Source organism: Paenibacillus sp. V4I7, from assembly GCF_030817275.1.
Taxonomy (GTDB): domain Bacteria; phylum Bacillota; class Bacilli; order Paenibacillales; family NBRC-103111; genus Paenibacillus_E.
The window spans coordinates 1024773-1037715 of record NZ_JAUSZD010000002.1 but is presented as its reverse complement, the minus strand read 5'-3'; the positions used below and the strand labels follow the sequence as shown (position 1 = coordinate 1037715).

The 12943-nt window shown below is 40.8% G+C and carries 12 protein-coding genes and 1 pseudogene; all 13 read right to left on the bottom strand.

What is annotated here, in order from left to right; all coding sequences use genetic code 11:
- Positions 1–450 precede the first annotated feature (450 nt).
- The 13 genes and pseudogenes from QFZ80_RS05980 to QFZ80_RS05925 all read right to left on the bottom strand — a co-directional run bounded on the left by QFZ80_RS05980 (position 451) and on the right by QFZ80_RS05925 (position 12559).
- On the bottom strand, positions 451–1287 hold the full coding sequence (locus QFZ80_RS05980; protein ID WP_307557757.1) for an IS3 family transposase: 837 nt from the start codon (positions 1285–1287) through the stop codon (positions 451–453).
- Positions 1284–1613, bottom strand: coding sequence for a helix-turn-helix domain-containing protein (locus QFZ80_RS05975; RefSeq protein ID WP_307434631.1), 330 nt, complete (start codon positions 1611–1613; stop codon positions 1284–1286). The genes QFZ80_RS05980 and QFZ80_RS05975 overlap by 4 nt, the downstream gene beginning before the upstream one ends.
- A 492-nt stretch (positions 1614–2105) precedes the next feature.
- A pseudogene (locus QFZ80_RS38825) lies at positions 2106–2270 on the bottom strand (transposase); the annotation flags it as partial.
- Positions 2271–2488: 218 nt separating this feature from the next.
- A complete protein-coding gene (locus QFZ80_RS05970) occupies positions 2489–3265 on the bottom strand; it encodes a hypothetical protein (RefSeq protein WP_307557755.1) in 777 nt (258 codons plus the stop codon).
- Positions 3266–3411: 146 nt separating this feature from the next.
- A complete protein-coding gene (locus QFZ80_RS05965) occupies positions 3412–4806 on the bottom strand; it encodes a DUF3221 domain-containing protein (protein ID WP_307557753.1) in 1395 nt (464 codons plus the stop codon).
- A 219-nt stretch (positions 4807–5025) separates the two neighbouring features.
- Entirely contained in the window at positions 5026–5772 is a 747-nt protein-coding gene (locus QFZ80_RS05960) for a hypothetical protein (protein WP_307557751.1), read from the bottom strand.
- A gap of 47 nt (positions 5773–5819) precedes the next feature.
- A complete protein-coding gene (locus QFZ80_RS05955; protein WP_307557749.1) occupies positions 5820–7397 on the bottom strand; it encodes a hypothetical protein in 1578 nt (525 codons plus the stop codon).
- 339 nt (positions 7398–7736) lie between these two features.
- Positions 7737–8093, bottom strand: coding sequence for a DUF3221 domain-containing protein (locus QFZ80_RS05950; RefSeq protein WP_307447342.1), 357 nt, complete (start codon positions 8091–8093; stop codon positions 7737–7739).
- A gap of 155 nt (positions 8094–8248) precedes the next feature.
- Entirely contained in the window at positions 8249–9070 is an 822-nt protein-coding gene (locus QFZ80_RS05945; protein WP_307557747.1) for a DUF1835 domain-containing protein, read from the bottom strand.
- 194 nt (positions 9071–9264) lie between these two features.
- Positions 9265–9978: a hypothetical protein gene (locus QFZ80_RS05940; protein WP_307557745.1), complete on the bottom strand. Its 714-nt coding sequence runs from the start codon at positions 9976–9978 to the stop codon at positions 9265–9267.
- 263 nt (positions 9979–10241) lie between these two features.
- Positions 10242–10841 (bottom strand): NADPH-dependent F420 reductase, encoded by a 600-nt coding sequence (locus QFZ80_RS05935; protein WP_307557743.1) that lies wholly within the window; start codon positions 10839–10841, stop codon positions 10242–10244.
- On the bottom strand, positions 10838–11245 hold the full coding sequence (locus tag QFZ80_RS05930) for a MerR family transcriptional regulator (RefSeq protein WP_307557741.1): 408 nt from the start codon (positions 11243–11245) through the stop codon (positions 10838–10840). The genes QFZ80_RS05935 and QFZ80_RS05930 overlap by 4 nt, the downstream gene beginning before the upstream one ends.
- A 237-nt stretch (positions 11246–11482) precedes the next feature.
- Complete coding sequence (locus QFZ80_RS05925; RefSeq protein WP_307557740.1) at positions 11483–12559, bottom strand: CHAP domain-containing protein; 1077 nt, start codon at positions 12557–12559, stop codon at positions 11483–11485.
- Between the last annotated feature and the right edge of the window lie 384 nt (positions 12560–12943).

Here is a 12943-nt window from a genome sequence, read left to right as displayed (position 1 = left end):
ATAGAGCGATAGTTTTGATTTTTCAGAAATATAGCATTGATTTCCACTCATCTGTTTTGTGACTTTTCACATTGATTTCGACATTCATAAAATTAAATTCTACTGGAATCGATCCGTATCAACATAAACGCCGTTAGTTTGCTTACTGGCATGCTTATCCTTTCAAATTAAATAGTCCTTGGGGATCAATGACTATTTAACCACTGGTCAATTATATCAAGTTTTTATCCCTAATCGTATTGCCATACAAGCTGTCCCTTTCTCATTTTTGCTGCATAGATGATTTGCCCCGTATGATGCTACATATTTAAAGCCCACGACTACTTAGGTGGATATGTTCGAAAAAAAGATAATGTACTTGTTACATTTTATATTTAATTAATTGTATCTAAAAAACCCCTTCAGTTCACTTCTGGTCAAGACCCCGTTTAGTGGACATTGGAAAAAGCCCTATGCAACAAGCTGGCGCCGGTATTCAACCGGTGTCAGCTTGTTTAGTTTTCGTTGAGCACGATCTTCATTGTAAAATTGGATAAATTCCTCGATTCGCCTTTGTGCCTCATCAATAGATCGTATATCATAGGGATAGAGTGCTTCGACTTTAAGATGAGAGAAGAAGCTTTCTATCGAGGCGTTGTCATAACAATTTCCTCGGCGTGACATGCTGATTTGGGCTCCAACCTGTGGCAGCATGTCGTGATAAGCATGAGACGTGTACTGGCTTCCTTGATCACTGTGAATGATCAATCCAGTCACGTCTTTATGTTTTTTGAATGCCTTCTTAAAGGTCTCTAGAACAAGTGGATTGTCGTTGTTCCTACTTATATGGTAGGCAATGATTTCGTTATTCCAGAGATCCTTAACGGCTGACAGATAGATTCTTTCATCCAATACCCGATACTGGGTTACGTCGGTTACCCATTTTAGATTGGGGGCGTCTGCATTGAAATTCCGTTGTAACAGATTCTCTGCGATTCGGCCATCCTCTACGGCTGCTTGCTGACTTGTACGGTGAACATATTTGCGGCGGATAACAGCCTGAATGCCCAGCTCCTGCATTAAACGCAATACCTTCTTGTGATTAACCACAAGGCCATGCTGGCGGTACATCTCATCCTGTACGCGTCGGTAGCCGACAGTCTTGTTACGCCGTTCGAATATGGCTGTAATTTGCAGTTTCAGATCTTCGTCAGGATCATGGTTGCTTCTTTTCAGATAGCTATAGTATCCACTACGACTGATGCCAAGGTATTGGCATAATCCTTTTATGCTTTGTCTGTTCTTCATTTGGTCGACAACGATGTGCTTACAGTATGCACCTCCTGATTCAAGATTTGTAACCACTTTTTTAGCACGTCTACCTCCAATTGTAGCCTACGGAGTTCGCGCTCTTGTTCGGTCTCCGTTCGTTTTGGATCTCCCCGACCATCCTTAAATGCGGTGTCTCCAACTTCCCGATACTTCCTCACCCATACCTTAATTCGATCTTTATCCTGAACTCCCAAATGAATAGCAATGGACCTCTGACTCCAGCCCTCCACCGTGTGAAGACGAATTGCCTCCATCTTAAGTGATTCAGGATAATGCTTAAACTTTTGCCCTTTCAAAGCCATAAAAAAACACCCCCTAGAATTTCATCGGTTTAACCCTAGGGTTTTTCCAATGTCTATTCTAAAGGGTGCACTTCACTTCTTCACTGAAGGGGTTTTTTAGATACATATTTAAGGATCGTTAGTTTCTTATTAGGTATTAGTTATCTATTAAACTACTTTTATAGAATAAACTAACTTTGTTGTCTAAATATTAACTTCTTGTAACATAGGTGTAAATATCACATATAATTGAGACCTTGAAAAACTCACAGGACTTATGCAGTTCGCGAGATTAATTGGTATTTGTGAGAATCTATGTTTGAGTAAACCGGCCATCACGTCATGAAAAGTTGGGGAGGCCAGTAATCCGAAATAAGACTTGCAAAGCGGCGTGCTTCTATGTCAAAATCGATGAAGATTCGTTCAGACCCTTTGCGGTTTCTGCGACGGACCTGACAACGAGTGTGGAAGAGGCCACGAACCATTTCGCCGTGGGTGTAGCCTTCATCATCACTATGTTTTTTTGTTGTTTAATTGCCATAACGCATAGGTAAGAAGGGTTTCGGTTGCAAAAAGTAATTCCATATGTGCATGCTGGTGTGCCTCGGATTTGGAATGGCAAGACTCAAAGCCGAGTTCCTGCTTAGCGACCCGGAAGAAAACTTCGATGCGCCAGCGTTTGCCGTAGACACTTCAATTTGGTAATTTGAACTCGTAGAATGCGAACGGCTATATCATCATTATGTTCAAGGAAAATAAAGTATTAGACTGAAAAGACCTAAACTTAAGAAAATCAAATAAAAAAAAGGGTTCTACATATTATGTATGACTAATATGTGGAACCCTTTATGTTTAACTATCGTTTCCGTTAGCTTAATCTTGAACGGTCAATACACTTATAATCCCGCTGCTGATTTAATTTGTTCTCTCTGAGACGTGATTAATAATTTCAACTTTTCCGTTCCAAAGGCCCCTGCCGTAAAACCATTCGCTTTCGGATAGTAGACCATCCGAAATGATGTGCCATCTTGAAGGTGCACACGTAGGAAAATACCAGCCTCATGTTTGGTTTTCTCATAGACCGCATCGAAACCGACATACGGCAAAGGTAGAAGCTCAGAAATGAATTCCGACGACGCTTCTTGGCTGAAGTTGCCGATTGGACTGCCGTCTTGGCCACTTTCCAAACTAATTTTCTCCACCTTGCCATCAATGTCCATGAGATCCCCTATCGTTGCGGCATTCAGATTTTCCTTTACTTCGTAAATCTTGTTATCCGCTACGACGCGAAACTCCGACTTGTAACCCTTCAATGCATAAATAACGGTACCAATCGGAAGGAATGCCGCATCCCCGTTCTTAGCTACGTGACCCGTACAAGCATGCTTATTAAGCATGTAGGAGACTTCGCCCACCTTGTCTCCGAGTTGATCCGCCGTTACTGCTATGGTTCCATCATAGTTTTGATAATACTTGATGTTATTGATCATAAGGAAATCGACCCAATCAATTTGAGCCATGCATGGTTCCGTTGTTTTCTCTGAGACTAACTCTGGATCAACAACCTGAGATTGTGTTGTCACTTCACCTGTGCCCATCGTACCGCAACTGGCCGCGACAATCATAAAAAGTAGCACAAACGAAATCTGTCCCCAATGTTTAAACCGCCTCATTGTCAATCACCTCAGACTATATAGACGGGTCTGCTGATGTAGAAGTTGCGGCTGTTTTTGTTCCACTATTCTGCCCGTTAGCTGGGTGAAGAGCTGCAACGCGGCAGCCCTTCACTGTTTAACTATCGTTCTCCGTTAGCGTAATGTTATTTATCTGGAACTTGTATAATATGTTCTTCAATTGAACTATCCGTAATAATTGCACTTTTGTATCGAATAGTCCAAACATCTGAATTTTCATCATAAACTACTTCATTGATAACAAAGTTGTAGATACTTGAAATATCTTTGTTTAAGAGGGCTTTGCGTATTACTTCGTCTTGAGACAGGATTGCTTTTTCAGGTTTTTGTATTTTGGTTATGGTGACCTTCGATGCTTTTCCTTGACCAGGGTATGACGTAGCTATGGCACCTTCAAGCCATACATGAACGTATTGTCCAACTTCTACATCTTGGGGCATATTTGAAACCCATATTGCATCGTAGAACTCTTTTCTCGTTTGATTTATCTCTCTACTTATCGGACTAACCACTAAAGCTCTTTGATTTTCAAGCTTGGTAATATAACCCACAAGACTGGGTGCAGGGGTGAGCTTAAAAGTGGTTTTTATTGTGTTTATGTGGTCGTACATTGAAAAGAATTCTGCTTTTAACATCTCATCGTGAGGATTGTATTCAACATCTCCTGGTGGAGCTAATGTGAACACTTTATCCCCATCTTCACCTATTTTATATATTTGACCCACCCCGATTAGTGATGGACCGTTTTTAAGCCAATCCTCTTTTGTCCATACTGTGATCGTGAAAACAACTCCACCATACCCTTTATTTGCTTTATCAATAAAATTATAATTATCAGCACGGAAACCTTCACTTTCGATTACCTTTTCTTCAACTTCATATCTTCCCTCCCAAGTTTTGGGTAGTTTAAGAGTGAAATTATATTTCGTGTTTTCATAAAGAATGCTTGGTAATTCACTAATAATATGATCATTTACTGCACCTATTCGAAGATTAACCGCTGAATAGGCTCTGAAGTCACCTGCACCCTCAGATACGAACGTTTGAGATTCTACCCCAAAGTCATTTCCGCTTATTGCAATATCGCCAATTTTCTCACTTTTATCATTATAAAAGGCTAATTTAGCTTCTATTTTATTTTTTGAGCTTCCTACACCTGCCATTTTCAATTGCCCCGTAACTTTTGTGTTATTACCATCTTTAGTTAATATTAAATTACCAACAGATATATCTTTGTAATCTGGATCTGTTAAGTCTAGAATTTTATTTTTGACAAAAATCTTTTCTGATTCCGCATCATAATCGATGGTTGCTCCCAAATTTTCAGCTATAAAGCGAATGGGTACATATGCATGTCCATCCACATTCAGTACCTTGTAATCATTGTTTAATCCAATATTACTACCATTAATTTCAAAACTCGCTGGAAATAATAACGCTTGAATAGTATCCGATGCGAAAATAACAGTTGAACAGGCAATAGCTAAACCTAAACTCAATCCCAATATAAATTTTCTCAATACGGCACCCCTTTTCGTTGTTTATAAATATAGAAGCTAAAGCTTACATGTTGTTGTAAAAAATAGGGAAATTTCCGAAAATAATTTCCTTAAATGGAGTTTATTTCACCGCTATTCTGCCCGTTTGGGGAAAAGGCAGCCGTATCAGCAGCTACCTTTTCATTTTGGTTATTGAGCTATAGTTTCCATTAGCTCAGGAATAGGATTTCTCACCAGTAGTTATATATCGTTAGGCTTCACTTGATTTGTACTTTTCAGAATCATTGACTTTTTCTTTGGATCATATCTGAAGTGATAGACGTTAATGAAATCCTGTCCCGCCCCATAACCGCCAGTAACGATAAATTCTCCGTTGGCAACTTTGAATGGATGGTGCGGCAATTGGCTTATAGAAGCCCAATTCACTCCAGGTTTTATCTCAAGCGATATCGGAAAAGCCTTCCCATTACTAACTCCGAAAAGGTAAGTTTCGAGACCATGACAATCGGTGTAACGAGGAACATAAGCAAATATATCCATATCTTCAAGGGTAAATGGCTGCATGATGACTGGTGAATCATTTTGTTGTACAATTTCGAAGTCAATTGGGAATGTACTAATTTGGGTTGCAATTCCCTCAGATTTGGATTCCCATACCACCTCATAGTCTCCTAACCAACGTAGATCAGTCTGCACCCCATAACAGCTAGGTGCCCCCAAAGGGGCTACGCTCGCTTTGTTTGTAGGTTTGACGAGTAGTCGCCCCTCCGAATGCGTACCTATTGCTCTAATTGAGTCATCTTCTTTCGCTAAGTTTGCCTCTGTAGCTGGCGGAGACGATACTGGCGTTGAGCTGGGAGGAGACTCAGATGCTTCAGGTATTGGGGGAATGGACGATACAGACGTATATACACCATTTCCCCTGTCCCCACATCCTATGAGCATAAGGACGAGCAATAATATCCCCAGCGGGATAACGTTTTTCATTCTGATAGTCTCCTTTAGCGGCTGGACGCATTCAAACTATTTTTGCTTTACTTCATTTCCAATTTTTGATAAGTTAAATTGCCAGTATCAAAAACCCAACTTTTTAAAAATAATCTGATGTCCGATATAGTCTTTTTATCTTCTAGCGTTCTTATCTTTTTCGTTAATGGCGAGAAAACATAAATTTTCGTCATAGCATGGCGATGATCTACCACATTCCATACATGTTCTCCGCTAGTGAACTGACCGAGATAGATCGCCCGATCTTCTGAACGCCAAAAAGTACTATTGTTAGTATCCACAAAAAAAGGAATTTCAGGAGCGGTGCAGCAAGAATAAGTTCTTACTCTGGATTTGGTTGATGATGTTAGATCCTCCAGCTTAGTAGGGCTCAGTGTCTTCTGAACTCCCGTTAAAAGGTTCATTAATTTATAGTTAACCTTCGTTTTTTGGTCATCTTCTGGCCGGCTTCGATCGATTTCATAATATTGAATAACTGCTGCTTGTTGATCAGAAATCCAGCCTACTAGCTCGAGATGAACCTTAGGGTCATTTGTTTCAACCTGCTGAACTATTTTCCCGGTCCGATCATTTATGGTTAGGCTTTGCGGTGTTAAAATGCCGTTTTCTCCGCCAGATAAAAGATTTTCTGGTTTATCATCGTTTGCAAAATGACGAACTGTATAGCGACTATCGGGACTCCAGTATAAACCAAGCTCAATTCTACCCAACGAATTCGGGGCATAGATCAATTGGCCTTGAATGTTGTATAGTTTTCCGTGATACCAGAATAAATTGCCGTCCGGTGATGGGAACAATGCAAATTGAGGCCATGTATTTTTGAACTTCTCTTCCAGTTTAATTACATTATGATTTAATAGATCGAACACCCATGTAGTTCCTTCCTTGAAGCTGTTTATGACAAGCTTTTCTTTTTTATCGTTTAACCAGCCCGGCATATAAAAGTCGGGAGACACATTGTCTGGCTGATTATTAAAAAGCACTTCCATTTCCCCGCTATATACATTCATTTTTTCAATATTGTAGGTTGTTGGTGTATCCTGATCTCCATGAATCGCGGCATAAATAATATGTTCTTGATCTATAAAGCCGAGAACTTGGGTTATAGAATCTGTAGAATATGAATCCGTTGTATATCCATTCATTAAGGTGTAGATTTGAACTTCTTTCGTTTCTGGTTTAATAAGTACTAGGTCTTTACGAAACCATGCGTCATTCGCTGTACTCTGATCCATCCTTCTGACAACATGTAAAACAGCATCACCTCGTGGCGTAGGTAATGTTTGCATCAGATAAAATCCAAATGTTTCGTCGTGATCAATACGAAATCCTTCCTTTGTGCTAGCCAAAGTTATTTCAAGGTTTTTTGAAGCTAACGAAGATACCTTTTGTTCATTTTTAACGGGAGGTTCAGAAGTATTAGATATGCTAGTAGGCGTAGATGGATTCATTACCTCAGATGAGGAACCGGGAGTAGGAGTGGTCATTCCATTTGGTGTATAAGTTGCTGATGGTGCTGTGCTCGGAGTATTTTTGCATCCTGTGACAAACAGTACTCCGGATATACTCGATATGAGGACTAAAATTAACCAGATCCGTGACACCCAGAACACATCCTTTTCTACTGTGTACTTAAGAAAGAACAAATTTGATTCCTTATTATTCCAATTATACTTCTTAGACGTTTTAATGGTTGTCTTTGTTTCGAAAATATCCACTAACTTTGATTTATCGCATTAAAAATACCCCCTGTAGTGGAGGTATATATGGTTTTCCATATGTAACAAACGTATATTGGCTATTAATACTGTTGATAAACCGGCAATTAGCGCTTCGGATTAGTTGCAAAATATAGACTGACAGATCTTACTGAGATCGCGTTATATTGCCCGTTAACGACGATACGATTATTATTATTATGGTTCTCGTTCATAATAACCTAATCAATCCTTTTGTCTTTCTATTTCACTAGCTACAATTTGAGGGGGATCGGATTGCATTACAATATATTCGCCTTTGTCATTTGTTTTAGGAGTTACATTAACTTTTTCGCCTACCCTAAGCTCGTTGTAGAGTTGGGAATCTTCTACAATATAATAGACTAATTCGATATTACTCTTTTTGAAGGTAGCAAAGGTCTTACTTTCTGCATCCTTCTTAGAAATTTGCTTCGCCACTAAGATTCTTTGCTCTTCCTTTGCAATAATGTAATTCCCCTTTTCAGCTTCAGACGAAGCACTACAACCACTAAATACACATACGGCAAGTGTTAAGGCTACGCCTAAAACTAACTTTTTCAATATTTCACTCCTTCTAGTAAAAAAAATTCTTTATCCTACCCACTTTATTAGACGGATCTCTGGTAATAATTTGTTGCGTTAAACTGGACGTTACCTGTACAGGCTGCCAATAATGCTGGCAGCCTGTTGTCGTGGTGCTATCGTTTTCCGTTAGTTCAATCAACGACTGGCTTAATCGAATAAAGCCTCATATTTTTCAGTGACCCCTGGTAAGATAGCAAGCCCATTTGGATTAAACACCGAATTCTCCATTCGATAACCACATCCATAAACATTTGTTTCTGATGCCCAATAACATCACCGACTAACCTTGCAGCTGGGAAGAATCCGTCGCTTTTACGATACATTTTTTCTTTGCTAATTTTTTTTGCACGAGTTACAAACTGTTCATCAAAATAATCTTCAGATACCGTCACAATCTGACGATTCTTAAGTATTCTGAGGTTGCCGCTATCCTCAACGAGTTGCATCCAGTTCCATTTGTATCTTTCTCTAACACGTGGAGAAAGGATTTTCGAATCCTCCAAAAGTGGCAAAATTTTATCAGCTGTAATTTCCCCCATAAAGCGTGGTTTAAATTTGCCATATCTCTTGTAATAAGCATTTGAAGCCATGACAACTGATACAGAAATGGATTGAGGGAGATAGGACAGTAGACACATCAGCCCTGTATATTCTGAAGGGTTGTCCCCTATCCAGAACAAGAGTGAGTCATTATCCTTTAATGCAGTAGTCCATTCGCTAAATTTCTTATACGATTCACGAAGATACGGGATATCTTCGAGTATATCTTCATCAGTTAATACTTGTCCCCACCATTGAAAACGTAATTCTTGAATATCCTCCAACAGTACATTGCCAAGTGGACCCCACATTAAATCATCCACCATTACAACGACCTGTTCATCATTTAGAAGTTTCAAAGCGAACTTAACTGATGCACCAGATGATAGCCCAAATACTATATGTGTTGTCATTGATGGTTACCTCCGCAAATTGCCAACGTATATTCCAACCTCGCGATTCATTATAATTCTTGCCGAAACATTTTCAAAGTAGAAGTAAACTCCCGTTACTTGAATGAAAACAGGGAGCAGCTGCCGCGGCAATCTGCTCCCTGTTTGTTTATTGAACTAAAGTTCTTACGTTAGCTTAATAAGCCAGTATAATTTTAATTGGTGTTTTCTAATATATTTCGTATTTTATCCGTATAAATTTTATCTAGATGTTCGGTACTATATTTGAAATTTTCCATGCTGGATACTTTAGGGACATTCATCTTTACAAGTTCACTGTCAAGCTTTTCGATGATAAAAACCTCATGTTCTTCATTTTTAACTCCGCCTACTTCTGTTAAATCAATTTTTGAGCCGTCTTTTAATTCTATAATGTAGAAGAAGTCACCCTTTGAATGTGTAAACGGAATGTATAGTTTCTTTCCATACACACCTGTATTAATACTTACAACATCGTTGTAGTTATATTCTCGACCCTGTGGTGAAAGAAATGAATAATCAATAATCTTGCTATTAGTTATAACAGTAACAGCAGAAACAATAACGTAAAACAAAGCAATGTTAAGGGTTATAAATATAGGTATAATTTGTCTTCTGTGTTTTTTAAGAAAATTATCTTTTGCACTATAAGCTCCCGTACCCATTTCCCTAAATTCCTTCTTAAAAATATAGAAAAAACCCGCGAATAGATATATCTCATAAATAAACACCAGCCTTGAAGCAGGGTATTTAAAAATCCACATTAAATACTCTTCAGACACAAACAATTTTTCTTGAACTGCTACAATCAACATATAAATCCCAATTGTTAATACAACTATGGCAATCAGTGAAAGAATGTAAACAAAAATAATCTTGAATTTTTTCAAAAAAACAACACCCTTCATGTTTTACAGAACATTATTCCCCTTTCGCATTGTACTAAACTGCCCGTTAACGGAATAGGCCACCGAGCTATATACCGGCAGCCTAGATAGTACAATCTTAATGAGCTAAAGTTTCCGTTAGCGTAGTCACCCTAATTAGAACTCTTACCGTGAATTAAAATCTACGTTTCATCAACGTTTAACTTAATCGTCGACACGCCATACAACAAAAGATCAAACAACGTCGTTCTGGATGGCATCGACCACTAACGCCTTAGTACGCTAAGGCTGTATTCCCGCCCGAACTTGGGAACGAGTATGCTCCAGATCATCCCTATCGCCGTTTCTGCCTTCGCCATCGCGTCCGGACCGCCGATTTCAACCGGATCGAGCCCGATATCGCTTGCCAACTTGGCGACTACTTCCACTGCTGCGGGGTCTTCCCCGCTTAAGAAAGCCGTCGCGGTACCCGCTTCATACCGAGGGTTCGCGAGCACTTCCCAGGGCAGCGTGTGGAAAGCACGGACGACGCGCGCATTCCGTGCGAGACGCCGCACCTCGGCGTCCGAGGACGCACCGTCGTATCGGTTGGTACAATTTATGAGGATTTTACCGTCCAGATCCCCTGCCTCGGCCAGCACGCGCTCCACATCACCGGGCAGAACGGCCAACAGGATCACCTCGCCGAACGCGACTGCTTCCATGATCGTGCCGACCTGCGCGTTAGCGCCGGCGACTTGCAGCAAGAGCTTCATCTTCTCGCTATGAGGATCCCTCGAGCCGAACATCACGCGATGTCCAAGAGCGGCCCATTGTTTGCCTAATGTCCCGCCCATATTCCCAGAACCAATCGAAGCGATTTTCATTTTTTCACTGCCTCCTTTTCAATGATCCCATTGTAGAAATCCAACTTCTCTCTCGTTTCTTCGATTATGTTCGCCAACGCTAAGTACTGCGCTTCCATTCTGACCATATGCTCCGAAAGAATTTGCACTCGGCTTTCGATAGTCTCCCTGTCTTCGACGCTTAGCGGGAACGCAGGATTCGCGAAGCATCGTCCTTCCTGCAAAAACGTCTTCATCTCGTCTAGCGACAACCCAGTCTTCTTCAGGCAGTGCAAGGAAGAAAGCTGCCGCACGTCATCCTCACTATACGATCTTAGGCCCCCCGGCCCTCTCTTTGGCGGCTTCATCAAACCGATCTTCTCGTAATACCTGAGCGTATCGATGCTGAAACCCGTTAACTCCGCCGCTTGCCCGATCGAATACATCTGATCTCCACCTCCTCTCTGTTCCGATATTATTATTCTAGAGGCTGGAGCCGGCTCCAGGTCAACACCCGATTTGCAGTCCCCTCCTTTTTTCTTAATGAATTGATAAAATCATGGTACCTTCATACTGCAGCATTGCTCAAACTATGCCATCCGTTATTTCAAAAAAACAAAGAGGAGTTGCCAGCGCAAGCTCCTCCATTATCGTTTCCGTTAGCTCAATAATGCACCTCCATGTTAGAGCGGATTATAGTCCCCGCTGAAATGATATTGATAACTGTTGTCAATACGGATATAGCCAAGAATACGATGCCTTCTCTCCCTGTGAAAAATGCTAGAGTAATTTTTATTATCCCTGTTGCCCTCTGCTACCAAAATTTCTTTCTCGTTGCCAGAAAGAACAATACCAATATGATCATGCGAGTGATCAGATAGAAGCTTATCGTAGATGACGATGTCACCGCGTTGAGGCGTAAACCCATTCTGCTCGTCATGATGGAAGAACCCGGTCTCGGGTAACTGAGCCCACTCCAACCACGCACCAACGCCGGCGAACCGATGAATCCCATTCGGATACCGAATCGGCAAAAGAAATCCTGCTTGTCTGCAGCTGTGGTACACGAACGCAGCACACCAACTGTTCTTAAGCACTTTGTAGATACTGGCATCCGGCCAATATTTACAAATTTCCCGAAAGCGTTCATCTCCTGGTACGCCGATTATGTCTTGCCCCGCAAGCACTTCTGCAATATCAGCCAACTTGCGGCGTTTGTCTTCGTTGAGTTGGAGTTTCGTTTCCTTCTCTATGTTGATTTCTTCTTTAAACTCACCCACAATTTCCAGTTCTCCGAGCACATTTCGTAATCGATTTACATCTATTCCAGGTATCCTATAGCTTGTATTTTGAAAGTATAACTGTAGCACATTCGCATCCTTTACGATCTCTTCGTAGGGACCATGGCTTCGACTGCCATCCCCCTGGTAAAATATAGACCGGAGAACAGTACGCTGTTCTTCTTCGGTAAACATGCCTATATCCCGTATTATAGGTCTCACTGCCTCAGCACTATTAGGACCGGGAAACTCATTGATTCCAGTCTTAAAAACATAATAATCATGAAGCATTCCAGCGATCGCCGCAAGTTCTGGATTTTGTCCTCGCTTCATGGCGAGCATTGAAGCGAATGTAGATACCCCGTACAAGTGAACAGCTGCTTCCTGCCTGTTAACCATACAATCTATAGACAACAACATTTCATGAACAATAACTTTAATACTTTCAAGTCGCTTATTCGTCGTCCGTTCACCGATCAAACAATCTCCTCCTTTTTCTATGTACGAACCGCCTGGCGAAGTATCCGGATCATAAGCTGTAGGTCAGCAAGGTTCCGTTCGGTCTCGGCAAAAACAAACCACCATCACGTCCGCGATACGATGTTAGTCGCTTCCACACGTTCGTGTGTTGTGTTGTAGGGTGACTTGCATTGATAAAAATGATACTGGAATTTCCTGAAATATTGTAGACTTATGTTTTTCTGTGATTTATAATAATATTGTAAGGGATTGGAAACAGACCCCTTGCTTAAATTATGTCTAAAACGGAATCGCCACAATGAAATGTGGCGTTTTTTTATTGCATTTCTGCCAGTTACTTAAATAACACAAGAGGGGCTCCCATGAAGCAAGCCCCTCAACTAT